At 75.2% G+C, this 24162-nt stretch carries 21 protein-coding genes; 15 read left to right on the top strand and 6 right to left on the bottom strand.

The window, feature by feature from the left end:
- Positions 1 to 16 precede the first annotated feature (16 nt).
- On the bottom strand, positions 17 to 1411 hold the full coding sequence (locus ACGF0J_RS16265) for a hypothetical protein (protein ID WP_393146364.1): 1395 nt from the start codon (positions 1409 to 1411) through the stop codon (positions 17 to 19).
- Positions 1412 to 1574: 163 nt separating this feature from the next.
- Between ACGF0J_RS16265 and ACGF0J_RS16270 the strand changes: the two genes are divergently transcribed.
- Positions 1575 to 1703, top strand: a complete 129-nt coding sequence (locus ACGF0J_RS16270) for a hypothetical protein (protein WP_393146366.1) — start codon at positions 1575 to 1577, stop codon at positions 1701 to 1703.
- A complete protein-coding gene (locus ACGF0J_RS16275) occupies positions 1700 to 2503 on the top strand; it encodes a hypothetical protein (RefSeq protein WP_393146368.1) in 804 nt (267 codons plus the stop codon). Before ACGF0J_RS16270 ends, ACGF0J_RS16275 begins: the two co-directional genes overlap by 4 nt.
- A 55-nt stretch (positions 2504 to 2558) precedes the next feature.
- Here the strand turns inward: ACGF0J_RS16275 and ACGF0J_RS16280 are convergent, their stop codons facing one another.
- The 3 genes from ACGF0J_RS16280 to ACGF0J_RS16290 are packed head-to-tail and all read right to left on the bottom strand — an operon-like array spanning position 2559 to position 7044.
- Positions 2559 to 4151, bottom strand: a complete 1593-nt coding sequence (locus tag ACGF0J_RS16280; RefSeq protein WP_393146370.1) for a bis-aminopropyl spermidine synthase family protein — start codon at positions 4149 to 4151, stop codon at positions 2559 to 2561.
- A 47-nt stretch (positions 4152 to 4198) separates the two neighbouring features.
- Positions 4199 to 5452, bottom strand: a complete 1254-nt coding sequence (locus tag ACGF0J_RS16285; RefSeq protein ID WP_393146372.1) for an aminotransferase class III-fold pyridoxal phosphate-dependent enzyme — start codon at positions 5450 to 5452, stop codon at positions 4199 to 4201.
- A 41-nt stretch (positions 5453 to 5493) separates the two neighbouring features.
- Entirely contained in the window at positions 5494 to 7044 is a 1551-nt protein-coding gene (locus ACGF0J_RS16290) for a GMC oxidoreductase (protein WP_393146374.1), read from the bottom strand.
- A 296-nt stretch (positions 7045 to 7340) separates the two neighbouring features.
- Here ACGF0J_RS16290 and ACGF0J_RS16295 point away from each other — a divergent pair, with 296 nt between their 5' ends.
- The 11 genes from ACGF0J_RS16295 (at position 7341) to ACGF0J_RS16345 (ending at position 18640) form a co-directional block, all read left to right on the top strand.
- Entirely contained in the window at positions 7341 to 8318 is a 978-nt protein-coding gene (locus ACGF0J_RS16295; protein WP_393146376.1) for a hypothetical protein, read from the top strand.
- The gene (locus ACGF0J_RS16300; RefSeq protein WP_393146378.1) at positions 8306 to 9763 is read left to right on the top strand and encodes a condensation domain-containing protein; all 1458 of its coding nucleotides are present in this window, start codon (positions 8306 to 8308) and stop codon (positions 9761 to 9763) included. Before ACGF0J_RS16295 ends, ACGF0J_RS16300 begins: the two co-directional genes overlap by 13 nt.
- Complete coding sequence (locus ACGF0J_RS16305) at positions 9760 to 10671, top strand: transglutaminase domain-containing protein (protein WP_393146380.1); 912 nt, start codon at positions 9760 to 9762, stop codon at positions 10669 to 10671. Before ACGF0J_RS16300 ends, ACGF0J_RS16305 begins: the two co-directional genes overlap by 4 nt.
- Positions 10668 to 10967 (top strand): acyl carrier protein, encoded by a 300-nt coding sequence (locus tag ACGF0J_RS16310; protein WP_393146382.1) that lies wholly within the window; start codon positions 10668 to 10670, stop codon positions 10965 to 10967. Before ACGF0J_RS16305 ends, ACGF0J_RS16310 begins: the two co-directional genes overlap by 4 nt.
- Positions 10964 to 12163 carry an acyl-CoA dehydrogenase family protein gene (locus tag ACGF0J_RS16315; RefSeq protein ID WP_393146384.1) on the top strand — a complete coding sequence of 400 codons (1200 nt, stop codon included), beginning with the start codon at positions 10964 to 10966 and terminating at the stop codon, positions 12161 to 12163. Before ACGF0J_RS16310 ends, ACGF0J_RS16315 begins: the two co-directional genes overlap by 4 nt.
- The gene (locus tag ACGF0J_RS16320; RefSeq protein WP_393146386.1) at positions 12163 to 13368 is read left to right on the top strand and encodes a glycosyltransferase family 4 protein; all 1206 of its coding nucleotides are present in this window, start codon (positions 12163 to 12165) and stop codon (positions 13366 to 13368) included. Before ACGF0J_RS16315 ends, ACGF0J_RS16320 begins: the two co-directional genes overlap by 1 nt.
- The gene (locus ACGF0J_RS16325) at positions 13365 to 14204 is read left to right on the top strand and encodes a PIG-L deacetylase family protein (protein ID WP_393146388.1); all 840 of its coding nucleotides are present in this window, start codon (positions 13365 to 13367) and stop codon (positions 14202 to 14204) included. Before ACGF0J_RS16320 ends, ACGF0J_RS16325 begins: the two co-directional genes overlap by 4 nt.
- Positions 14205 to 14280: 76 nt before the next feature.
- The gene (locus ACGF0J_RS16330) at positions 14281 to 15219 is read left to right on the top strand and encodes a phytanoyl-CoA dioxygenase family protein (protein WP_393146390.1); all 939 of its coding nucleotides are present in this window, start codon (positions 14281 to 14283) and stop codon (positions 15217 to 15219) included.
- A 47-nt stretch (positions 15220 to 15266) separates the two neighbouring features.
- Positions 15267 to 15788 (top strand): GNAT family N-acetyltransferase, encoded by a 522-nt coding sequence (locus ACGF0J_RS16335; protein WP_393146392.1) that lies wholly within the window; start codon positions 15267 to 15269, stop codon positions 15786 to 15788.
- A 36-nt stretch (positions 15789 to 15824) separates the two neighbouring features.
- The gene (locus ACGF0J_RS16340) at positions 15825 to 16844 is read left to right on the top strand and encodes a phytanoyl-CoA dioxygenase family protein (RefSeq protein WP_393146394.1); all 1020 of its coding nucleotides are present in this window, start codon (positions 15825 to 15827) and stop codon (positions 16842 to 16844) included.
- Positions 16841 to 18640: an ABC transporter ATP-binding protein gene (locus ACGF0J_RS16345; RefSeq protein WP_393146396.1), complete on the top strand. Its 1800-nt coding sequence runs from the start codon at positions 16841 to 16843 to the stop codon at positions 18638 to 18640. The genes ACGF0J_RS16340 and ACGF0J_RS16345 overlap by 4 nt, the downstream gene beginning before the upstream one ends.
- On the opposite strand, the gene speB is transcribed toward ACGF0J_RS16345, so the two are convergent.
- Positions 18637 to 19476: an agmatinase gene (speB, locus tag ACGF0J_RS16350; protein ID WP_393146398.1), complete on the bottom strand. Its 840-nt coding sequence runs from the start codon at positions 19474 to 19476 to the stop codon at positions 18637 to 18639. The genes ACGF0J_RS16345 and speB overlap by 4 nt on opposite strands.
- 170 nt (positions 19477 to 19646) lie before the next feature.
- Here speB and ACGF0J_RS16355 point away from each other — a divergent pair, with 170 nt between their 5' ends.
- Positions 19647 to 20888, top strand: a complete 1242-nt coding sequence (locus tag ACGF0J_RS16355; RefSeq protein ID WP_393146400.1) for a YcaO-like family protein — start codon at positions 19647 to 19649, stop codon at positions 20886 to 20888.
- Positions 20876 to 22768, top strand: a complete 1893-nt coding sequence (locus tag ACGF0J_RS16360; RefSeq protein ID WP_393146402.1) for a TfuA-like protein — start codon at positions 20876 to 20878, stop codon at positions 22766 to 22768. The genes ACGF0J_RS16355 and ACGF0J_RS16360 overlap by 13 nt, the downstream gene beginning before the upstream one ends.
- Here ACGF0J_RS16360 and ACGF0J_RS16365 read toward each other — a convergent pair.
- The gene (locus ACGF0J_RS16365; RefSeq protein ID WP_393146404.1) at positions 22740 to 24161 is read right to left on the bottom strand and encodes a hypothetical protein; all 1422 of its coding nucleotides are present in this window, start codon (positions 24159 to 24161) and stop codon (positions 22740 to 22742) included. The genes ACGF0J_RS16360 and ACGF0J_RS16365 overlap by 29 nt on opposite strands.
- Position 24162: the final 1 nt, after the last annotated feature.

Consider the following 24162-nt stretch of genomic DNA (forward strand, 5'->3'; position numbering starts at 1 on the left):
CCGGGAGGCGGGACGTCTACCCCTGGTACTCGTAGGCGCCGGCTTCGATGCCGCCGTCGCCGCCCACCGCCGCCCCGTCGAGGTCCAGCTCGGCGTACCTGGTGACGCCGAGCCCGATCGCCGGGCTGCCTGCGCGCAGCCGCATCGGCCGGGCGGGGTCGAACAGGGGGTCCCGATGGACGTTGTCCCGGCCGGGCCGCATCTGGAACTGGCCGCCCCAGAAGACGTTGTGGTGGTTGTCGGTGAAGCCGGGGTCGGCGTACCCGCTCTTCCTGGCGGCCGAGACGACGTTCTGCGACAGCGACAGGTGGGCGTCGGCGCAGCCGGCGTAGCAGACGACTCCCTCGGAGTCGGGGTGGGTGAGGTGGACGGAGTTGTTGCGGAAGACGGTGCCGAGCACGGGGCCGTTGGGCTCGATGGGCCCGCCCTCGTCGCGCGGACCCCGGGTGATCAGCCCGGCCCGGGTCTTGGGGCCGTACACCGCGTTGTACTCGAACACGTTGCCCGTGGTGCCGTCCGGGTCGTTGGTGGTGCCGTCGGCGTCGGTGGAGGTGCCGAGTTCGGTGAACGTGTCGTTGTCCACCGCGATGTTGTGGTGGATCCGGTTGCGTGAGCCGAGGAAGATCTCGACGGCCGCGCCGTCCCATTCGTAGTCGTGGCTGAAGGCGATGGAGCCGCTGATCCGGTTCCAGCCGATGTTGGAGTCGTCGCCCTGGACGAGCACGGCGAACGCGCCGGAGTCGTCGTTGGGGTCGACGTCGGTCGGGGTGAGCGTGCTCATGTGGTTGTTGTCGACGAAGTCGTTGTCCGTCACCGCGGTGTGGCGGGCGGTGGTGGCGATGAACACGCCCGCCGCCGCGCCGGTGATGAGGTTCTTCTCCACGACGTTGTCGTCGCCGGTCACCTTGACACCGGCCCAGGAGCAGCGGCCCGCGTCCTGGCCGACGCCGATCTGCAGGTTGTACAGCTCGATGTGGTCGCCGGCCAGGTGGACGCAGCTCTCGGTGTCGCCCTTGACGACCGGGCGGGCGCCGCTGCCGTAGGCGTCGATGACGATGGGGGCGGCGGCGGTGCCCGACCGGGACACCGACAGGCGGCCGGTCCACGATCCGCCGCGTTTGAGCAACAGCCTGGAACCGGGTGCGAGGGCGGCGGCCGACGCCCTGGCCAGGGTCCGCCACGCGGTGGCGGCCGAGGTGCCCGCCGCCGAGTCGTCGCCGTTGACGCTGTCGAGGTAATGGACGGCGGGTGCCGACGCGAACGCCGACGCCGGTCCGGTGGCCGCGCCGGTCCCGGCGATCGCGACCGCCAACGCGACGGCCCCGGCCGTGCCCGCCCTGATGTTCCTGCCCGTCCTGATGTTCCTGCCCGTCCTGATGTTCCTGCCTGCCCTGATGTTCCTGCCTGCCACGTGTTCAGCCTCCCGATCGACCGTCGGCGGGCTCCGCGCCCACCCGAACGAAGATCACTCAGTGACTCGGGGACACCCTAGGCGGTCGATGATCGACGCGCCCGGTCTTTCGCGATCTTCAAGCGCGGTCCGTGAGCCGTCGCGCATCCCGCTGGAGGATGCGATGCTGCTCCTCGCACGCCTGCCGGACCACGCGCGAGGGGAGCACGGGATGGACGACCGCCGGCCGGACTCGTGGGGGGTGCCGGGCAGGGCCGCGTTCCTCGCCGACGGGTCGGTGAGCGGCCGGTGACCCCGGACCCGGTGGTCCCGCCCGTCACCACGTCCGCGCCCGGCGTGCTGGTCACCTCGGCGGGGGAGGAGGAGGTGCTCGCCGCCGTCGTCGCCGCGTTGCGGCGGCTGTGCGCGGGGGAGGCCGAACGGCACCTGAGGGCGCCGCCCGTGCTCGACGCCACGGTCGCGGACCGGGCCGGCTACAGCACTTCCTTCCCGCATCTGCTCGGCGCCGTGAGCCGGGGCGGGGCGGTCACTGATCTGGTGCTGACGCCCGCGGCCTGTTACCACGTCTACCCGCTGTACGAGGGCCGCGTCCTCGCCGCGCCGGCCGAGGTCAGCGTGCTGGCCGACTGCCACCGGCAGGAGGCCACGGCCGAGCCGGGCCGGCTGAGGTCGTTCCGCATGTTCGAGACGGTCCGGCTGGGTGGGGCTGCCGACTGCCTCGCCTGGCGGGACGACCGGCTCGAACGGCTCGGGCACTGGCTGCGGACCCTGGGCGTGCCCGCCGAGCGACGGCCGGCGAACGACCCGTTCTGGGGGCGGCCGGGCCGGCTGCTCGCCTCGGCCCAGCGGGCGGACGGGCTCAAGTGGGAACTGGCCGCCGACGTCGCCGACGGGGTCCGGCAGGCCGTGGTGTCGGTGAACTACCACAAGGAGCACTTCGGCGCCGAGTTCGGCATCCGGACGGCCGACCGGGAGCCCGCGCACACCGCCTGCCTGGGCGTCGGCCTCGAACGTCTGCTGCTGGCCCTGCGCCACGCCCACGGCCCCGCTCCGGAAGGCTGGCCCGCCCGCGTACGCGACGCCCTGTGCTGACCGGCCGCCGCCTGCCCGGCCGGGCTGTGGCCGTCGGGGTGGTGCGCGGCGGGCGTCAGGCTTCGGCGGCCGCCAGGCGGACAGTGGCGGGGACCGCCTCGGCGAGGTCGGCGAGCCGGTGGGCCGGCAGTTCGAGGGCGGTGACACCGTCGGCCCAGGGAGCCGCCCGCAGGACGAGGTCGCGGGCCTGACGCTTGGTGAGGCCGGGGTGGGCGGCGATCAGCGCCTCCCGCCAGGTGTTGACCAGCTTGCCGTGCGCGCGGTCGAGGAGCCGCCGCACCAGGGCGGCGCCGGGCTCGCCGGCGGGGTCGGCGACCGGCGGGCGGCGTACGGCGTCCACGGCGCCGCCGTGGACGGTGATGTCGTAGACCGGTGAGAGCAGGCGGGCCAGGCCCGTCACGTCGCCCGGCGGGTCGGCGGGGAAGGCGCGGACGTGGCCGGCGCGGGCGGCCAGCAGCAGGCGTGGCAGCGCCGCGTCCAGGCCCGGCGGCACGGCGATGGCCACCCGTTCGGGGGAGGCGGCGTAGGGCTTGGCGAGCCAGGTGGCCAGTCGCACGCGGGGGGTTCGCGGCAGGAATCCGGCCGGCCACTCGCCGACGAGCAGGTCGGGGGCGAAGTCGGTGGCCTCGGCCCGCAGGCGCGCGTCGTCGGCGCCGGCCTGGCTCTCCACCGACTGCGGCCCGTGGGTGTAGATGGCCGCGCCGAAGCGCTCCACTCTCGCCGCCACGGCCGGCTTGGACTTGGTGGTGGGGCGCAGGATGTAGAGGTCGGCCGCCGAACCGATCGCCTCCGCCCCGAAATAGCGGTTGAAGTCGGGATACATGGCTTCGTAGGCGAGGTTGAGGTCGTGCAGGGAGTTCTGCACCTTCAGGGCGAGCATCGGCGTGCGCTCGCTGGCCCCGTACGCCAGCAGCACCCGCCCCTGCTCGGGGTCCTGCAGCCCCTCCACGCACCGGGAGACGAACAGGCCGACGCCCTCCGGGGTGTAGGGCGGGTCGGTCACGGCCACGTCGGCGTAGCCGTGCAGCGACGGCGGCAGGCCCAGCCGCAGGTCTGCCCAGCGGGTGCGGACCGACAGCCGGAGCTCGGCCGCGCACCGGTCGATGTAGGCGAGGACGCGCTCGTCGATGTCGGCCACGGCGACCTCGGCGTCCGGGTAGATCGACGCTATGGCGAGCGAGGTCAGGTCGTGGTCGCCGACGCACAGCACGCGCGCCCCCGACGGCCAGAACCGGGCGCCGAGCAGCAGCGCGCGCCGCACGACGGTCTCGGGGGTGGCCGAGACGTGGTCGAGCGCCTGCCGGCCGCGCGGGGCGCCGGCGATCAGCTTCGCCATCCGTTCCACGGTCTCGGCGTGGCGGGGCAGGGCGTGGTCGACCGGGCCGGCGGGGTCGATCGGCCGGTGACCGGTGGCCGGCAGGTCGCGCCCGGCTTCGGGGCGGACCCGGAACCGGTCGCCGGAGCGCTCCACGTCGAGCCCGCGCAGCACGGCCTCGACCGAGCGCCTGGACGTGGCCGTGCGGCGCACCAGGTCGGCGAGGGTCCACCACGAGCCGTCGCCCAGCGCGGACAGCACCTCGTAGGCGCGCCTGGGGTCCAGGCCGGCGGCCGCCGACAGGGCGGGCACGTTCTGCTGCTCCTGTTCCACAGCGAGAACCCTAACGGGCCGCGGGAGCGGCGGCGACGTCTACGCGATCATGTGGCGGACCCGGCGGCCTGCCACCAGCGCTCGACCGTCTCGCGGGTGGCGGCGAAATGGTCGGCGGCGTACCGCACACCCGCCTGCGTGCCGTCCCCGCGCGAACCGTCGCCCGCCGCGGCCGCGGGCAGGGCGCGGGCTGCCGCGTCGAGGAAACCGGCGACGTCGTCGTCGGTGAGCGCCGCCGACGGCATGAAGCGCTGGCCGTACTCCATCGGGTAGCCGCTCTCCCGCAGCAGCGCGAAGAACCGTCGCCCCTGCCGCGGGTCGGCGAACACGACGTCGAACATGGTGGGCCAGGCACGCGACCAGGCCGCGACGGACTCCCGTGCGAACAGCTCGTCCAGCCCGGTCATCAGCCGGGCGCCCGCCGCCCGCATCGCCTCGACCGCGGTCCCGCCGGCGCTCGCGTCGAGGGTGGCCAGGGCCGCCGCGAACGGGGTGACCTCGCGCTGGTAGGTGTTGCTGAGGTGGGTGCGGCGCGCCGCCTCCATGACCGTGGCGCTCCCGGCGACGGCCGACAGGGCGACGCCGTTGGCCAGGCCCTTGCTCAGCGTGACGAGGTCCGGGGTCGCCCCGATGGCGGCGTGGTAGCCGCCCCAGGCGTAGCGGAAGCCGGTCATGACCTCGTCCAGGACGAACAGGCCGCCGTGGGCGCGGGTGATGCGCTCGGCCTCGCGGACGAACTCCGGGGGGAAGGCGTTCACCTCGGGAGTCACGATCACCGCCGCCAGGTCGCCGCGCCGCCGTGCCAGCCGGTCGAGCAGCGTGAGGTCGTAGCCGAAGTCGGCGGTGTCGGGGTCACGGTCGGCCAGGCCCATGCCCGGCCGGTACTGGACCTGCCAGTCATGCCATCCGTGGTAGCCGGCGGTGAGCACCGTCCGGGCGCCGGTGTGCACCCGGGCCAGGCGCACCGCGGCGGTCGTCGCGCACGACCCCGTCCGGAAGAACTCGACGGCCTGCGCGGCCGGGAAGATCTCGACGAGCCGGTCGGCCACCGCCTGGCGCAGCGGCGAGGTGGCCTCCGGCAGGATGCCGCCGCCGCGGCGCAGCTCGGCGACCATGGCGTCCACCACGGGCCGGTATCCGGCGCCGAGCGGCGCGGCCCCGCTGCAGGACGACAGGTCCACGTGGCAGCGGCCCTGCGTGTCCCACACCCTCGCGCCGGACGCCCGGTCGAACACCGGGCCGGTGCCGGGCCGCGCCAGGCTGGCCGGCCGGGCGGTGGAGGTGGGCGCTGTACGGGGCATGGGCTCTCCCTCGGGTCGGAAAGGGTGAAGGCGGCCGTCGGTCAGCCGGCGGCCGTGGCGAGGTTCCGGGCGATCAGCCGGGCGATCCGGAAGGCGTTGGCGAGGATGGTGAGGGTCGGGTTCACGCCGCCCGGATAGGGGAAGAACCCGCCGTCCACCACGTAGACGTTCTCCTGGTCGTGCACCCTGCCGTGCGCGTCGACCACGGAGGTCCGCGGATCGTCTCCGGCGCGGCACCCGCCGTGCAGATGGCGACTGCCGCGCTCGTATGCGGACGCTTCTCGGGTGATTTGTGTTGCCTCGGCGGAAATGAGCAGTTTGGTGGCCTGTTCTGCGAGGTAATTCAGCCGGGCGCCATCTAACGGGTGCGTTTCATACTCCATTACCAGCTTTCTGGCGCCAAGTCCGTTTCTCTGTTTCGACAGGCGGACCCGGTTGCGCCACATCGGCTGGTCGGCGGCCAGAAAGTGCACCCGCAGCGGCATTCTCCCGTCGCGCGGCTCCCGTTCGGCGGGGCTGGCCTCGTACAGGATGCCGCCGAGACCTCCGGGACAGGCGTCGGCGAGGTAGTGGTCGGAGAAGGCGACGGTCGAGAACGGCCCGCCGGAGCGGACCACCCCGCGCTCGGGCGCGGGCACCGTGCCGCGCACGTAGCCGCTGACCTTGAAGCACAGGCCCCGCCCGACGACGTCGTGGCGGTTGCCCAGCCCGGACGGCGACCACCGGGAGCGGGAGCGCAGGAGCAGGGCGGCGGACTGCACGGCGTTCGCGGCCAGCACGACGCACCTGACCCGGGTGGTGTGCCGCACCCGGGCGCGCAGGTCGAGCCATTCGACCGCGCCCGCCCGGTCGCAGGAGGCGGCCCGCACGCGCAGCGCCCGCGACCCGGTCGCGACCACGAGCGAGCCGTCGGCGCGGGCCGGGTCCAGCAGCGTGGCGACCAGGTCGGCCTTGGCCCCCGTGGGACAGGCGTGCTCGTTGCACGGGCCGCAGGCGTGGCAGGCGGGCCGGTCGCGGTAGGGGGCGGAGTTGATGAGCAGCGGGGTGGGGAAGGGGCGCAGCCCCAGGCGGCGGCCGGCGGCGGCGAGCAGTCGGCCGTGCGCGCTGTAGGCGTGCGGGGGTAACGGAGGGTGGGCGCTGTCGGGTTCGAGCGGGTCGGCGCCTGCCGCACGGGCCACGCCCATCAGGCGCTCGACCGCGTCGTAGGGCTCGCGCAGGTCCGCGTACGCGAAGGGCCAGCGGGGGTCGAGGGCGTCGTCGGCGACGTGCTTGCGGGCGTCGAAGTCGACGTGCCTGAGCCGGAAACCGATGCCGGCGAACAGGCCCATCCCGCCGCCCAGGCCCCGCGCCGACCACGGGCGCCCGACCGGGACCAGCCCCTGCGGGCCGGCGCGCACCAGGGCCGGCTCCCAGGCGGGTTCGAGTTCCTCCAGCGTCGCGCCTAGCGCGATCCGGTCGCCCTCCTCCAGCAGGAGCACCCGCAGGCCGCTGCGGGCCAGCAGATGAGCCGTGACGGCCCCGCCGGGGCCGCTGCCGATGACGCACACATCGGCCGACCGATAAGGGGCCGAGCTGTTCCGCACAGCGTCCACCCGCTCCTGGGGTGCATCATTCTTCGCGATGGCCACAGGCTAGCAACGAACCCGGCGATCACGTCAACATCGGAACATAACTACTTGTCACTAATAAGTGACAGACCGCGGTTAATTGAACCGTGTATCAGCAGCTCCCGACCAGAGCCGCGTTATGGACTATCCGGATCTTGTGTGCTCTCATATGTCCCTGTCCGCGGCGACGCGCGCTCGCACCGGTGACCGTCTCACACACCGGGGGTAATGTGGGAGTTCAGTCAGACCACGAAATAGATGAGCCGCGTCAGGTGTACGCGGTGCACATCAAGCTGTTGAAACGGGGAGACTCGCCTCGCGTCCTGGGCGTCGACGCCGACCACGTCCGCCGTCTGGCCGAGGTCGAGACCGCTCTGCCGCCCATCCTGGTCCACCGCGAGACCATGCGGGTGATCGACGGGATGCACCGCCTGGGCGCGGCGATACTCAACGGCCGCCAGATGATCGACGTGTGCTTCTTCGAGGGCAGCGAGGAGGCGGCCTTCCTCGCCGCCGTGCGGGCCAACACCGCGCACGGCATGCCGCTGTCGCTGCAGGACCGGCGGGTGGCGGCGTTACGCATCCTCGAATCCCGCCCCGGCATGTCCGACCGCGCGATCGGCGAGACGACGGGCCTGTCGGCGAAGACGGTGAGCGGCCTGCGCCGCTGTTCGACCGCTGATTCTCCACAGTTGAACACCCGCATCGGCAAGGACGGCCGGCGCCGCCCGCTCAACGCCGAGGAGGGCCGGCTGCGCGCCGCCCGCGTCATCGCCGCCAACCCGGACGCCTCCCTGCGGAAGATCGCCCAGGACGCCGCCGTCTCCGTCGGCACCGCCCACGCCGTACGCCAGCGGATCCGGCGCGGCGAGGACCCCATGGCGCCGCGCCCCACGGAACGGATCGGCGGCGCCGCGGCCACCGCGCAGCCCACCGCCGCGGCCACCGCCGAGGCGCGGCGCCGCCGCGCCGGACAGGGGGCCGACGTGCTGCTGCGGCTGCGGTCCCTGCAACGGGACCCCTCGCTGCGGCTGTCGGAGTCCGGCAGGCACCTGCTGCGCTGGATCCACGGCCACGTGATCGCCCAGGACATGCGGGGAGACCTGCTCGACGCCGTCCCCACGCACCTGGCGCCGATCGTGGCCGACATGGCGCTGCAGTGCGCCGAGATCTGGAACGACTTCGCCCACGACGTCCAGGAACGGATGCGGGAGCAGGCGGACCGCACGCAGGCCGGGGGGCGGACGTGGAACGGGTGACGCACCGCCCGATCCGGTTCGACGGGCAGAGCACCGGCTCCGGCCCCGCCACCTGCGGCCAGGTGTCCATGTGGCTCGACATCACCGACAAGGACCCGCGCGAGGCGTTCTTCAACCCCTCCGGCGAGGTGGAGACACCGGCCGGGCTGACCCTCGACGACCTGCTGGCCGAGCTGGGCGCGCTGGTGTGCCGGCACGAGTCGCTGCGCACGTTCCTGACCGACGACGCCGACGGCGGGCTGACGCAGACGGTGACCGGCTCCGGCGAGCTCACCGCGAGCCTGATCGACCTCGGGGACGACCCCGGCTCGCTGTGGGAGGCGCTCGCCGAGCGCCGGCGGGTCGTGGAACGCCTGCCCTTCGACCTGACCTCGGAGCTGCCCATCCGCCCGACGATCTTCCACGGCTCCGGGGAGCCGCTGGCCGTGCTGCTGAGCGTGGCGCACACCGCGGCCGACGGCACCGGCGTGCGCAACCTCGTCGCGGACCTGACCGCCCTGGTCCAGGCCCGCGCCAAGGGACAGGACCGGCCGCCGCCGCCCCCCGGCCGCCAGCCGCTGGAACAGGCCCGCTACGAGGCGTCGCCCGAAGGCCGCCGGCGGCTCGCTCGCGCGCTGACCTTCTGGGACGCCGGCCTGGCGACGGTGCCGCCCACCATGTTCCCCACGGCGTCCCCCACGGCGCTCCCCCCGGTGGTGGGCCCGCCCGCCTACCACGCCGCCGTGCTCCACTCCCGCGCCGCGGATCTCGCCCTGAACCTGCAGGCGCTGCGGTACGACGTCAGCGGCACGGCGGTGCTGCTCGCGGCCACGGGCCTGGTGCTCGGCGCGTACACCGGGATGCTGAGCTGCGCCGTTCGGCTCATCTGCGCCAACCGCACCAGCGAGCCGGAGCGGCGCGCCGTCGCCTGCATGATCCAGGGCGTGCTCGTCTCGCTCGACCTCGGCGGCGCCGGCTTCGGCGACGTCGTCGCGCGGGCCTGGCCGGCCTCCGTCCGCGCCTACCGCCACGGCCTGTACGACAGGCGCGCGGTGCGCCGGCTCACCCGGTCGGCCGAGCGGCGGCGCGGCGTGCGGCTCGACCTGTCGTGCGTTTTCAACGACATGCGCGAGGAGACGCGGCCGGACCGCCGGCTGGCCGCCCACCGGGCCGCCCGCCCCGGAGCCGCCGAGGAGGCGGCGGTCCGGGCGGCGACGCGGGACAGCGTGTTCCGGCCGGAGCCCGCCGTGGAGCAGGAGACCTTCGCCCTGTACGCCGAGGACACCCCCGAGACGCTGCGGCTGACCCTGCACGCCGACGCCCGCCACCTGGGCCCCGACGCCGTCCGCGGCGTGCTGTTCGGCATCGAGCGGCTGCTCGTCGAGTCCGCCTTCGGCGACGTCCGGCCGGCGGAGGTGGCCGAGCTGACCGGCCTCGCCGGCCCCGGGGCGGGTGAACCGGGATGACGGCGACCACGGTGAACGGCCCCGTGCCGGACGCCACCCTGCGCGCGCTCAGGCTCGTCCCCGACGGCGCCCGCGGCTTCGACGTGCCGTGGGACGCGGCCGCACGTGACTACGGCCTGGGCCCGGACGTGCTGCGGGCGATGCTCGCCGAAGGGCTCGGCCGGCCCTCCGGGTTCGACCACTTCGACCTGCTCAACGTCGCCCTGGACGTGGGCGCGCGATCCCTGTGGACGTTCGGGCCGGCCTCCTGGGCCAGGGGGCTGCGCGCGCCCGCCGGGACCGTCGTGCGGGCCGACGTCGAGTTCGTGCCCGAGTGCGCCCACGAACCCGGCGAGGGCGGGGTGTGCGACCTGCGGGTCCGGCTGCCCGACGGCTGGGCCGCCTGTCCCGGCGGCTCGGCCGTGACCCGCTTCGAGCTGCCCACCTCGTGGCCGCCGCCGGGGCCGGGCGCCGCCGAGTTGCTGCGGGAGTTCGGCCGGGTCAGGTTCGTCCGCCTGCCCATGACGGTCGGGCTGGACCCGGACTTCGTCGGGCGCACCGGCATCGCCGACTGCACGGGCGGCTCGCTCCACCTCGTGCGGGAGGGCCGCCGCCGCGGCCTGCCGGTCCGGCTGGCCCAGGGCGTGATCCTGTCGCCGCCGTTCTCCGTCCTGCACTACTGGGCGGAGATCGAGACCGACGGGGTGTGGGTGCCGTACGACCCGCTGATCGTGGGGGCGATGCTCCGCTGGGGCCTGCTCGACCCGGCCGAGTGGAACGTGCTGCGCTCGACCGGCGCGATCCTCGCCCGGATCTCGGGCGAGATGGGGCCGGTGGGCCTCGACGCCGGCCGTCCGGCGGGCGTCTCCTTCGCCACCGTCGTGACGACCCCGGCCGCACGGCCGGAACGAGAGGATGAGCGCAGGTGAGCACAGTGCCCGCGAGAGCGTTGCCCGGTGACGAGCGAACCCGTGTCGAGCGCAGGGTGCGGCTCCTGCTGACCGGCAGATCGGTGCTGCCCGGCGTCATCGAGTCGGCCGACGCCGGGGCGGACCTGTGGGAGCTGGGGATGGAGTCCTTGGCCATGGTGGGCGTCATGGTGGCCGTGGAGGACGAGTTCGGCGTCGAGTTCCCGGACGCGCTGCTCACCCGGGAGACGTTCCGGTCGTTGGCGGCCATCACCGACGCGGTCCTGTCCCTCACGTCGCCGGAGGGGCGTCCGTGACCGGGACCGAAGGCGGCCGCGCGGAGCGGGCGGCCCAGAGCTGCCGGGAGCTCGCCCGCGGCGTGCTGGCCGGACACGCGGCCGAGGTGGACGCGGACGCCCGTTTCCCCAAGGAGGCGCTGCGCGCTCTGCGCGGGCACGGCCTGCTCGCCGCGGCGGCCCCGGAGCGGAGCGGCGGGCTGGGCGCGGACGTGCCCGCGCTCGCCGCAATGGCCGCGGAACTGGCACGCGGCTGCGGCGCGACCGCCATGGTGTGGGCGATGCACCAGGTGCAGCTCGCCTGCCTGCTCGGCTGCGAGGCGGGCCCGGAGCTCGGCGCGGCCGTCTCCCGCATCGTTGGCGACCAGCTCCTCGTCGCCTCGGCCACCAGCGAGGCGGGGGTCGGCGGCTCGCTGCGGACGAGCGTGTGCGCGGTCGAACGCGACGCACTCCCAGGCGGGGCCGACGCGGCAGAAGGCCGCCTGGCCCGGATCGACAAGAGCGCCACCACCGTCTCCTACGGCCTGGAGGCCGACGCGCTGCTGGTCAGCGCCCGCCGGGAGCCCGGCTCGCCGCCGGGCGACCAGGTCGCCGTGCTCCTCGACGCCCCGCGGACCCGGCTGGAGGCCCTGGGCGGCTGGAACCCGCTCGGCATGCGCGGCACGTGCAGCCCCGCCCTGCGGATCCGCGCCGAGTTCGAGGACTGGCGGATCCTGCCGCTGCCGTTCGGCGACCTCGTCGACCGGGTGATGACGCCGCTGTCCCACGTGCTGTGGTCGGCCGTGTGGTACGGCCTGGCCGCCGAGGCCGCCGACCGGGCCGTCCGGTACGCCAGGACGCGCACGGGCGGGCAGGCCGGGCAGGCCGGGCAGCGGCCGCCGAGCGGGAACCTGGCCGAGATGCGCTGGCGGCTGGCCGCCATGGAGGCGCAGCTCGCCGAGGCGGCCCGCGAGACGCAGGCCGTGCTGGGCGGCGCCGCCCGGCCGACCGTCGGGTTCGCGCTGCGGATCAACTCGCTGAAGCTGGCCGTCTCCGAGGTCGCCGTGGACGTGTCGCTGGCAGCCATGCGGGTGTGCGGGATGGCGGGCTACGCCGAACAGGGCCCGTTCTCGGTCGCCCGCCTGGTCCGCGACCTGCTGTCGGCGCCCCTCATGATCGGCAACGAGCGGCTGGTGGCCATCGGGTCCCAGCTCGCCCTGATGGCGCGGGACCGGTGATGGGCCCGGTGATGGGTCCGGCCCCGCACCCGGCGAGCCGGGAGCCGGACCCGGGACCGGTCTGGGCGCACGTGCTGCCACCGGGTGAGGTGTTCTCGCCCGCCAGCGGCGGTTCGCTCGGCACGGTCGCCGCCGAGCTGACCCGCGCGCACGCCCGGCACGGCGGCGCCACCGTGATCGTCGCCGAACGCGGCCGGGAGCACGTGCCGACGGGCGTCCGGCTGGTGCCGTACGACAGCCCCGGCGAGACGCTGGGCGAGCGGGAGCGGCGGGAGGACGACGCGGCCGCCGCCCGAGGCGGGCGCCGCGCCCACTACGCCGGGTTCGTCCGGCCGGCGCTGGAGGCGCTGCCGGACGGGTTCGCCGGCCCGGTGGTGCTGCACAACGCGGTCGCCGCCGTGCCGGAGCTGCGGCGGCTGCGGCCGGGGGCCCGCATCTGCCTCTACCTGCACGCCGACATGTTCCGCTCGTTCCCGCCGGCCGAGCGGGCCCGCGTGGTGGCCGACGCGGACCTGGTGGTGTGCGTGAGCCGGTTCGTGGCCGAACGGTTCCTCGACGGCACCGGCCTGCCGCCCACGGCGGTGGCGGTGGTGCACAACGGCCACGACCCGGACCGGTTCCACCCCGCCTCCCGGCCGGCCGGCCGGGTGCCCGTCGTGCTCTTCACCGGCCGGCTCGCCCCCGAGAAGGGGCCGATGGCGCTGGTCAACGCGTGCGTGGAGCTGGCGGGGACCGGCGCCGCCTTCCGGCTGTGGCTGGTCGGCAACGCCGAACTGTCCGCGTCGTCGGCTCCCGACCGGTACGAGCGGCAGGTCAGGCACCGGGCGTCGCTGCTGGGCGACCGGGTGGAGTTCTCGCCGTTCGTGGACCGTGACGCCATCGGCGAGGTGTACCGGCGGGCCGACGTGCTGTGCGTGCCGTCGCTGTGCGAGGACGCCAGCCCGCTCGTGCTGACCGAGGGTCTGGCCAGCGGCCTGGCGTGCCTGGCCAGCGCGCGCGGCGGGGTGCCCGAGGTGGGCCGGGACGCGGTGCGGTACTTCGACTACCGGCGGCCCGGCGACCTCGCCCGGCAGCTCGGCCGCCTCGTCGGCGAGCCGCCGCTGCGGGCCGAGCTGGGGCGGCGGGCGTTGCGCCGCGGGCGGGAGCTGACCTGGGAGAGCCGCTACCGGCTGCTGTGGACCCGGCTCGCGGAGCCGTCCCGATGATCCGGGCGGCCGGGGACGGGCCGGGCGGCGGGCGGGCGCCGGTCCTGGTCGTGTCCGCGCACCTGGACGACGCCGTGCTGTCGTGGGGCGGGACGGTCGCCGCGCTGACCCGGCGAGGGGTCAGGGTGGTGGTGCTGACCGTGTTCGCCGGAGAAGGGGGCGACCCGCTGCCGCCGTACGCCGAGCGGTACCACTCCTGGTGGACGGCATCGGGCGCGATCGAGGCCCCGGTGGCCGCCACCGCGCGCGAGGGGATGCGGCTGCGCCGGGAGGAGGACGCGCGGGCGTGCGCCACGCTGGCCGCCGAGCCGGCGCACCTCGGCTTCACCGAGGCGCTCTACCGGCGCCGGGCCGACGGGTCGCCCCGCTGCGCCGCCGGCGACGACCTGTTCTCGGCGCCCGAGCCGGACGACCTCGCGCTGGAGCGGGCCGTCGCGGGCGCGCTGGCCGGCTGGATCGCCGCACTGGCACCCGGGGAGGTGCACGCGCCCGCCGCCGTCGGCGGGCACCTCGACCACGTGCTGACGGCCCGCGCCTGCGCGTCGGCGCTGCGCGACGGGCCCCCGGCCCGCTGGTACGAGGACCTGCCGTACGCCATGGAGCCCCCCGAGCCGGGCACCGCGGTGACCGGCCGCGGCCCGGCGGCGGCCTCGCCGCTGACCGCCGGCGACTGGCGGCGCAAGATCGAGGCGGCCGCCGCGTACCGGTCGCAGCACCCCATGCTCTGGGACGACGACTGGCCCGACCGGCTGCTCGCGCACGCCCGCGAGGCGGGCGGCGGAACCCCCGCCGAACGCCACTGGGCGGCCGCCCCGGGCCCGAACGGAGATCATTGACATGTCCGCGAAACCCGTTGATAGCATCCTGCCCGTCTCAGCCGGTGCTGATGGGAGGCCCGCAGCCGGAGGTCACATGGCCGTCGCCCCGCACGACCCGCACCCCCACGACCCGCACCCCCACGACCCGCACCCCCACGACCCGCGGCCGCACGACCCGCACCCGCACGGCCCGCGGCCGCCCGTCCCCTCCGTCGCCGCCGTCGACGTCTCGGCCGACCCCGCCGCCTGGCTGCCCGCCGCGTCCGGGGCCCTCGCCGCCGACGGCGCGGTGCTGCTCACCGGCACCGGCCTGGCCGGGCCCGCCCGCGACGTCGGCGCGCGCATGCTGGCGGAGGTGCCCCTGCTGATGGAGCACCAGGACGCGCTGATGGCCTACGACGACGGCCACCTGCGGCACCGGCCCCCCGGCGGGCGCGACGGGCACGTGACGGCGTTCCTCGGCCACCCGGCCGTCCTGGCCCTGTGCGCCGCGCCGCTGGAGGCGCCACGCGTGATCAGCTACCACGGGCACACCGTGCTGCCCGGCTCCTCGCCGCAGCCGGTGCACGCCGACTGGGAGCCGCTGTGGCCCGCCCCGGACCTCGCGCACCCGCCGTTCATGCTGGCGGTCAACATCGCGCTGGTGGACACCGGCGAGCACAACGGCAGCATCGAGGTCTGGCCGGGCACCCACCTCCTGGCCTCCCGCGAGGTCTACCGGCACGGATCGCTGTGCGTCCGCGAGGAGCTCCTCGCCGAGCGGCGGGCGGCGCGTCCGCCCGAGCGCGTCGCGATGCGGCCCGGTGACGTGCTGGTACGCGACGTGCGCCTGTGGCACCGGGGCACCCGCAACACCGGCGGCACGGCCCGCCCGATGCTGTGGCTGCTGCTGGCCGCGCCGTGGCTGCGCGCCGAGCCGTCCGTGCTGCTGGAGGCCGCGGTGCGCGGCGAGGTCGAGGCGCTGCCCGTCGAGGTGGCCGCCGAGTACACCCGCCACCCGGTCGGCGCCCTGTCCGGCGGCGACGCGGAGTGACCGCCGCCGGCCGTTCCCGTACCCGTCCGTCCGCCCAGGGAGGTCGCTTGCCGTCCGAGGTCCGCCTGATCACCGATCAGGACATCGAAGAGGTGCTCGTGCTGTGGGGGCTGAACGCGGGCGAGCACGTCCCGCTGCTCTCCTACGACCGGTGGGGGCCGGGCGTCGCGGTGCCGGCCCGGCCCGAGGTGACGGAGGTGGAGGCGTTCACCCGCGACCCGCTCGACGGCACCAGGGACCTGCTGCGCGCCGCGCTCACCGACGAGCTGTCGTTCTGCCTGGTGGTCGACACCGGGCACGGGCTGGACGGGTTCCTGACCGGGGAGCTCCACACCCAGAGCGTCAACGACTTCCGGATCGGCTCCGTCCGCGAGCTCTACGTCCGCCCGGAGGCGCGGCGCAACGGCCTCGGCTCCGCCCTGGTGGAAGCCGCCATCGCGGAGTTCCGCCGAAGGCGGGCGCGGATGTTCCGCGCCGAGGTGAACCCCGACTGGAAGGACGGCATGGCGTTCTGGCAGTCGCGCGGCGCGTGGCTGCAGGACGCGGTGGTGTTCAACCACTACGAGTGAGCCGGTCAGCCATCCGTTCGCGACACGCCTGGGAGCATGATGAGCCTGCAGAACGACGGCGGCACACTGGTCGCCGAGGACTCCACGCCGATCGCCGGCGATCCGGCCGCGTTGCGGCGGCGGCTCCGTGAGCAGGGCATGCTCCTGTTCCGCGGGCTGCTGCCCGAGGGCCGGCCGGCCGAGCTGCGCGCCCGGTTCGCGGCGGTGCTGCGCCGCCACGACTGGCTCGCCGACGCCTCCGGCTCCGGCTCCGGCTCCGGCTCCGGCTCCGGCTCCGGCGCCGGAGCCGACGGCGGCGCGGCCGGTGACGGCGGCGGCGGCGGCCTGCGCCCGGCGGCCAACCGCCGCGACGGCAGCCCGCGCTGGTGGCGCATGTACGAGGACCTGCAGCGGGTCGAGCTGATGCACGAGCTGGCGCACGCGCCCGAGCTGGTCCGGGTGATGACGGCCATCCTCGGCAAGCGGCTGCTGAACCACACCCGCCGCCAGGTCAGCCTGATGCATCCCGGCTTCTGGGTACCGCCGCACCAGGAGCACACCTACGTCCAGGGCACGCCGGACGTGCTCACCGCCTGGGTGCCGTTCACCGCCTTCCCGGCCGACGGCGGCACCCTGCGCGTGCTGCGGGAACGGGCCGTTCCCGGGGTCCGCCCGCTGACCGTGCTCGACTCGGGCGGCGTCGAGGCCGTGGTCGGGCCGGGCGAGGGCGACTGGTGGCGGGCCCCGGACCTCGGGCCGGGCGACGTGGTGGTGATGCACGCGCTGGCCACGCGGGCGGTGGACGAGAACGTCTCGCCGTTCCTGCGCGGCGCCGTCGAGTACCGCTACCAGTCGTCGCGCGAGCCGGTCTGCCTGGCCTCGGTGCGCCCGCACCACTACCCGCGGGTGCCCGGCTGGGAGGACCTGGCGGCCGGGTGGAAGGACCGGCGCTGGCTGCGCGTGCCGCTGCGGGTGCGGCAGGTGGACTTCCTGCTGCCCGAGCGGCAGGAGATCTGGCACGAGCTGCTGCCGCGGCCGGTGTCGCGGCTCGTCGACGTGGAGCCCGGCCGAACGTGACACCGTCCGGCCGTACCGGAGCGGGGGGCCCGGCCGGCGCGGCCAGGGTGGCGATCCGGCTGTGCTTCGAGGCGTCGCCCCGGCTGCTGGTCCTCGTCCTGCTCCTGTCCACGGCCGTGTCGACGCTGCCCGCGGCGCTCCTGCTGATCGTGCGCGAGATCGTCGAGGCGTTCTCGCGCGCGCAGGACGCCCGCGCGACCACGTGGATCCTCGTGCTGGGCGGGCTGACCGCGCTGCGCGTGGCGCTGGCCGCGATGCTGTCCGTGCGCCGCGAGGAGCTGACCGAACTGGTCGGCATCACCTCCGAGCAGCGGCTGCTCCGCGTCACCGGGTTCGCGCCGCTGGAGCGCTTCGACGACCCCGCCTGGTACGACGCGGTCGCGCGGGCGCACGACGGCGTGACCTGGCGGCCGGCCGCCATCGCCGGCATCCTCATCGAGTTCGGCGGCCAGGTCGTCTCGCTGGTCAGCATGGTCGGCGTGCTGGCCATCCTGGACGTGCGGCTCATCGGCCTGGCCCTGCTCGCGGGCGTGCCGCTGCTGGTGCAGCGGCGGATGGAGGCCAGGGCCATCTACCTGGCTCGGCGGGGCGTCACCGAGCTGGAGCGCCGCCGCGACTACCTGACCGAGCTGCTGGTCCGCTACGACCTGGCCAAGGACGTGCGCAGCTACGGGCTGGCCTCGCCGTTCGCGGGGATGCACGACGCGGTCAGCCGGCGCGCGCTGCGCGCCGTCATCGCGGCGAGCCGCCACAGCGTGGCCCGCGGCCTGGTCGCCGGGGTGCTGAGCGCCGTGTGCCTGGTCGTGGCGTACTTCATCGCGGCGGACCAGGCGTCGTCCGGCGCGCTGACGGCGGCCGAGCTGTTCCTCGTCTTCACCGCCTTCGGCACGCTGATGAACTCCACGGTCGACCTGTTCACCATCGTGGTCGACATCGAGGAGCACGCCGCGTACCTCACCGACTTCGTGGCGCTGGCCTACGGCGCGCCGCCGCCCGCCGAACGGGGGCCCTCGGACGAGCGTCCGGCGGCTCCCGTGGGCGGGCCGCCGCGGGTGGACTTCCAGGGCGTGGCCTACGCCTACGCCGGCGGGCCGCCGGTCCTGCGGGAGGCGTCGTTCACGCTGCTGCCCGGCGAGTTCGCGGTGCTGGTGGGACGCAACGGGGCGGGCAAGTCCACGCTGGTGAAGCTGCTGCTGGGGCTGCTGACCCCGGCCGGCGGGCGGATTCTCGTGGACGGCGCCGACGTGGCGGGGCTCGGCCCGGCCCGGCTGCGTGACCTGATCGGCGTCCTCTACCAGGAGTACGGCCGCTACGAGTTCACCGTGGCCGAGTCGGTCCGGCTCGGCCGGGCGGACCGGCCCCTGGACCGTGACCGGCTCGACCTCGCGCTGCGGGCCAGCGGGCTGAGCCGGGTGGTCGAGCAGTTGCCGCGTGGCGCGGACAACCCGGTGGGCCGGATGTTCCCGGGGGCCCGCGAGCTGTCCGGCGGCCAGTGGCAGCGGCTCGCCCTGGCCCGGGTGCTGTACCGCGACGCGCCCGTGTGGGTGCTGGACGAGCCGACGGCGGCGCTGGACGTGCAGGCGGAGGCGGCGCTGATCCAGCGGCTGCTGGCGGAACGCGGCCGGCGGACGGTGCTGCTGATCACTCATCGGCTGGAGACCGCGCAGGCCGCCGACCGCGTCCTCGTGCTGGACGACGGGGTGCTGGTCGAGCACGGCTCCCACGAGGAGCTGGTCGCGCGCGGCGGCAGCTACGCCCGGCTGTGCGCCGAGCACGCCGCCCGACGGCAGTCCTAACCGGTGGCCCTGCGCTGGGCGGTGGCCGACAGGAACTCCAGCACGCACCGGTTGGCCACCAGCGCGGTGACGTCGGCGTGGTCGTAGGGCGGCGCCACCTCCACGACGTCCAGGCCGACCACGTCGGTGTTGCGGACCAGGTCGCGGATGCCGGCCAGCAGCTCTCTGCTGGTCAGCCCGCCGGGCTCGGGGGTGCCGGTGCCGGGTGCGTACGAGGGGTCGAGCACGTCGATGTCGACGGAGATGTAGACCTTGCCCGTCACGGTGGAGATGACCTGCTGGACGATGTCGGTCAGGCCGGTCTCGTCCACGTCCATCATGGTCCAGTGCTCGACGCCGTTCTCGGCGGCCCAGGCGAAGGTCTCGCGGGAGGGGCCGTAGCCGCGCAGCCCGATCTGGAACACCTGGTTGGTGAGTCCCTCCTCGATGACGCGGCGGACCGCCGTGGCGTGGGTGAGCAGGTGTTCCGGGCCGCCGTCCCAGGTGTCGGCGTGGGCGTCCCAGTGCACGAAGCTCACCGGCCCGTGCTTGTCGGCCACGGCCCGCAGCACCGGCAGCAGCACGGAGTGGTCGCCGCCGAGCACGACGACCCGGTCGGTGACGGCCATGAGCTCGCGCATCCACTTCTCGGCCGCGTCGAGGTTGCGGTCGTGCTGGCCGGGCGTGACGGGCACGTCGCCGACGTCGACGATGCGCAGGTGCTCGAAGACCTCGGTCTCCAGCCCGACGTGGTAGAGGTTGCCCGCGATGAGGGTGGAGGCCTCCCGGATGGCGGCGGGTCCGAAGCGCGCGCCGGGTCGACCGCCCGTGCCCGAGTCGATCGGGACGCCCAGCACGACCACGTCGCTCGGACGCCCTTGGAACCGGCCGTCACTTGACGGTGGAATGTCATGAAACGTCCGCGAGGGCACTCGTATCCCCAATCGCACACTTGTCTCTTTGGTTATCGGTCGGCAGCATAGATCAAAGATCACCCGCATAACACTGTCCGGCGGAAAGTGGTCATATGGAGGGAAATCTCATCTCCGGTTCTGCTACTGAGGAAATATCCGGCCGCTGGGCCGCCGCCCGGGCCCAGCCGATCCCCAAGGCCTACCGCGACGGCACCGACCGCGCCGTGAGCCCCGCCACGACGCTCGCCCGGGTGTCGCCCGCCATGGCGGCCGCCGGCATCACCCGCGTAGCGAACGTCACCGGCATGGACCGGATCGGCATCCCCGTCTGGTGCGCCGTCCGCCCCGCCTCCCGCAGCCTGACCGTCTCACAGGGCAAGGGCGTCACCGAGGACGCCGCCCGGGCCTCGGCCGTCATGGAGTCGCTCGAACTCTGGCACGCCGAGACCCACCACCTGCCCCTGCGCTACGCCACCCACCGCGCGCTCACCGCCGCCGGCGAGGCCGTCCTCGACCCGATGACCCTGGTCCGCTGCCCCTGCAGCGAGTACGCGGCCGACCGCCCCATGCGCTGGGTGCGCGGCTGGGACCTCATCGGCCACCGGCTCACCTGGGTGCCGTACGAGGCCGTGCACTGTGACTGGCGGGTACCCGTCGCGCCCGGCGACCACGCCGTCCAGAACGGCTCCAACGGACTGGCGTCCGGCAACAGCCTCCTGGAGGCGACCGTGCACGCCCTGTGCGAGCTCGTCGAACGGGACTCCATCGTCGCCGCGCAGGACGCCGGAGACCTGCTCGCCGCGCGGCGGATGGTGCGGCCCGAGACGATCGCCGACGAGTCCTGCCGCGACCTGCTGGGGCGTTTCCGCCGTGCCGGCATCGACGTGCTGGTGTGGGACCTCACCTCCGAGATCGGGGTGCCCGTCGTCAACTGCCTGGCCGTGGAGACCGACACGCCCTGGTACCACCCGCTGCCGCAGACGCAGGGCTCCGGCTGCCACCCCCGCCGGGCCATCGCGCTGTCGCGCGCCCTCACCGAGGCCGCGCAGGCCAGAGCCACCGTGATCGTGGGCTCCCGGGACGACATCGGCCGCGACCGGCAGAGCTGGTACTTCGACCCGGAGCAGCGGCGCGCCGTCGGCGACGCCGTACGGGACCGGCCGCGGCGCGACTACCGGCAGACGCCCGACATCGACCACGACACGGTCAACGACGACCTGCAGTGGCTGCTCGGCCGGCTGACGGCCGCCGGAATCGGCGCGGCCGTGGTCGTCGACCTGACGATCGACGACCTCGGCGTTCCGGTCGTCAAGGCCGTCGTGCCGGGACTGCGGTGGCGGCCATGGGAGGAGTGAACCCGGCCGCCCGGCGCCCGCCGGTGGTCTTCCTCGGGCCCACCCTGCCGGTCGCCGAGGCCGCCCGCATCCTCGCCGCCGACTACCGCCCGCCCGCCGAGCTCGGCTCGGTCTACCGCGCCGCCCGCGAGCGGCCGGCGGCCATCGGCATCGTGGACGGCTACTTCGAACGCGTCCCGGCCGTGTGGCACAAGGAGATCCTGTACGCGCTGTCGCTCGGCGTCCGGGTGTACGGGGCGGCGAGCATGGGGGCGCTGCGGGCGGCCGAGCTGGCCGAGTTCGGCATGATTCCGGTGGGCGAGGTGGCCGAGCAGTACCGGCGCGGCGTGCTGACCGACGACGACGAGGTGGCGGTGCTGCACGCCCCCACGCAGGGCGGCTACCGGCCGCTGTCGGAGCCCATGGTCAACATCAGGGCCACGCTGGCCGCCGCCGTCCGCGAGACGGTGGTCGGCGAGGAGGTCGCCGCGGCGCTGGCGGCCCTGGCCAAGGACATGTTCTACCCCGACCGGGAGTGGGGTGCGCTGCTCGACCGCGCCGGTGCGGACGACCCGGCGGCGGCCGCGCAGCTCGCCCGGCTGCGCGCGTGGCTGCCGTCGGGCGCGGTGGACCAGAAGCGGCTGGACGCCGAGCGGCTGCTGGCGGAGATGGGGCGCTGGATCGAGTCGGGTGGCGGGCCGCCGCAGGTGGCGCCGTTCCCGTTCGAGCAGACGGAGAACTGGCGGGAACTGGTCGTGGGCGACGCCGGCACGGCCGCCCGCACCGGCGACGCCCGGCCCGGCACGGACGCCGGGGGAGTGGTCGAGCGGCGGTCCGCGCGAGGCGGCCGCGGGCGAGAGGAGTCCGGCGTGGTGAACGGTGACGGCAGGCCGGGAATCCGGGAGCGGTCGGGGACGGGCGCCCCGCAGCCGCCCGAGCCGACGACCGGGAGCACGTCCGAGCACACAGCCGAGCGCACGGACGGGCACACGGCCGGGCGCACAGCCGAGCGTACGGCCGGGCGCACGGCCGAGCGTACGGACGGGCGCACGGCCGACTGGCGCCGGCTGCGGGCGGGCGAGGTGCCCCGGCGGCGCGCCGACGACATCGGCGGCGTCCGCGAGCTGGAACAGGCCCGCCGGCCGCTGCTCATCGAAGGGGCGCTGGACCGCTGGCCCGCCCTGGACCGCTGGAACCCCGGCTACCTGCGCGAGAAGGTCGGCCGGACGCGGGTGCCCGTCGAGTTCTACCCCTCAGGCTCCTACTACGGGAGCTGGGTGCAGGCGCAGTTGCGCATGGACCGCTACCTCGACCTCCTCACCTCGCCGGGAGAGGCCGAACGCTGCTACCTGGCCCAGGTGCCGCTGCTGGACCTGCTGCCGGAGCTGGCCGACGACCTGTCGGTGCCCGGCTGCCTGGCCGGGGCGCCGGAGCTGGGGCTCGCGTTGTTCGTCGGCCGGGACACGGTGACCGCCCTGCACTACCACAGCAACGAGCAGGCGCTGCTGTGCCAGGTGAGCGGGGCCAAGGAGGTGCTCCTGTTCCCGCCCTCGGACCACCGCCACCTCCAGCACCATCCGTGGTATTCGTACCGGTTCAATTTCAGCCGCATCGATTTCTCCGCCGTGCCGGCCGGGCCGAATTCGCCGCTGCGGCACACGACGCCGCTGCGGTGCACGGTACGGGCCGGCGAGGCGCTTTACATCCCCCTTTACTGGGGGCACCTCGTCGAAGGGCCGGGCATCACGTCGTCGGTGACGTTCTTCTGGCGGCCCACCGCCGGACGGACCTGGTGGCCGCCGGCGATGCGGCTGCGGGCGGCCGTGGGCGGGGCCGTGCGGCGCCGGCTCGTCAGCCCGGTGGGGGACGCGCTCAGCCGCCGGTTCGGGCTGGGCGGCTGACCCGCCCGGCTCCGGCCAGCCACTCCTCCAGGACCGCCAGCCTCGCCGCCACCGCCGGCTCCATCGGCTCCGCCTGTTCCCTCGCCTCCGCCTGTTCCCTCGCCTCTGCCGGCTCCATCGGCCCGGCGTCGCGGTCCAGCACGCCCAGCGCCTGGCAGAGCGGGTGATCCGCCGCCCGCGCCGCCCGCGCCGTCGCGGGACCTGCCGGGCCGATCACGGCGGTCGTGGGCAGGACGTGGCGGGCGGCGCGGGGGACGAGCGAGACCAGCAGTCCGTTGCGCCGCAGGTGCGGGGCGGGCAGGCGCGGGTCGTACCGGGCGGCGGCCGGTAGCCGGACAGCCCACGCGGTGAAGGCGGGGTCCAGGAACGGCGACCTGCGCGGCAGCCCGGCGGCGGCGGCTACGGCGGCCGGGAGCGGCCCGGCGAAGCGCGTCGTGCGCGCCAGCACGTAGGCGCGGACCGGGTCCCGGTGCGCCGCCAGCCCTTCCACCAGTCGCCGGATCCAGCCCGCCGTCCACTCCTCCACGCGCGCCAGGCGGCCGGGTGGCAGCACCCGCGGCGGGTCTCCCAGGGCCTCGGCGAACGGCGCGAGAGCCACCTGCAGGCCGGCGCGGAGCCGCCGCGCCCGCGCTCCCCGGCCCAGCACGGACGTCGCGTCCGCGAGCACGGCGGCGGCGCCCTCCGTCCGCCAGCGGTCCGCGAGTTGCCTGCGGGCGGCCCACGTCCCTCGCGGGCGGGACGGCAACGGTCCGGCCTGCAGGACGTCCTCGCAGCCCTCGGCGGTGAGCAGCAGCGTCGCGCCCAGCCGCGCCGCCCTGGCCTCGGCCGCCCGCACCAGCGGCGTGCGCGCCAGGTCGGGCGCCACCGGATTCCACCCGGCGCCGGAACCCGCCGAAGCCGCCCAGCCCTCCTCGCCGAGTCCGGCTCCCGGCGGTGAGCCGGTGCCGAGGCGGCCGGTCTCGGCGAGGAGGAAGCGGTGCCCGTCATCGAGGGCCGCGACGACCCGCTGCGTGGCCACGGCGATGCCGGCGCCGTCCGCGTCGGGATGGTCGGCGACCACGACGGTCACCTCCGCGCCGAGCGCGCGGCCCGCCGCGGTCGCCGCCACCAGCAGCGCCGTCGCCCCGACACTCCCGTCATGCAGGACGGCCACCGTCCGGTGCGCCCCGATGGCCCGGGCGGCCGCGTCCCGCAGCCGTTCGGCCAGCTCACGCGGATCCGCCACACCCAGCCCGCGCGCATCCGTCACGCCCAGGGCGTCGAAGCCCGCGCCGAGCGGGGCGGGCTGCCCGGCCGGAGAGCCGTCCGCCCAAGGTGAGGCCGGATACACACCGAGGGCCAGGGAAGGCCGCGACAGATACAGCGCCAACGCGTCCACATCGATCCCCGGCACC

It is taken from the genome of Nonomuraea sp. NPDC047897 (genome assembly GCF_043204415.1).
In the GTDB taxonomy this organism is placed as follows: Bacteria; Actinomycetota; Actinomycetes; order Streptosporangiales; family Streptosporangiaceae; genus Nonomuraea.

What these genes read in the sequence shown, in the direction of transcription:
- ACGF0J_RS16360 (WP_393146402.1), top strand. Translation starts at nt 20,876, where the DNA reads ATGGGAGGAGTGAACCCGGCCGCCCGGCGCCCGCCGGTGGTCTTCCTC.
- ACGF0J_RS16285 (WP_393146372.1), bottom strand. Translation starts at nt 5,452, where the DNA reads ATGCCCCGTACAGCGCCCACCTCCACCGCCCGGCCGGCCAGCCTGGCG.
- ACGF0J_RS16325 (WP_393146388.1), top strand. Translation starts at nt 13,365, where the DNA reads ATGATCCGGGCGGCCGGGGACGGGCCGGGCGGCGGGCGGGCGCCGGTC.
- ACGF0J_RS16340 (WP_393146394.1), top strand. Translation starts at nt 15,825, where the DNA reads ATGATGAGCCTGCAGAACGACGGCGGCACACTGGTCGCCGAGGACTCC.
- ACGF0J_RS16270 (WP_393146366.1), top strand. Translation starts at nt 1,575, where the DNA reads ATGCTGCTCCTCGCACGCCTGCCGGACCACGCGCGAGGGGAGCACGGG.
- ACGF0J_RS16330 (WP_393146390.1), top strand. Translation starts at nt 14,281, where the DNA reads ATGGCCGTCGCCCCGCACGACCCGCACCCCCACGACCCGCACCCCCAC.
- ACGF0J_RS16305 (WP_393146380.1), top strand. Translation starts at nt 9,760, where the DNA reads ATGACGGCGACCACGGTGAACGGCCCCGTGCCGGACGCCACCCTGCGC.
- ACGF0J_RS16355 (WP_393146400.1), top strand. Translation starts at nt 19,647, where the DNA reads ATGGAGGGAAATCTCATCTCCGGTTCTGCTACTGAGGAAATATCCGGC.
- ACGF0J_RS16320 (WP_393146386.1), top strand. Translation starts at nt 12,163, where the DNA reads ATGGGCCCGGTGATGGGTCCGGCCCCGCACCCGGCGAGCCGGGAGCCG.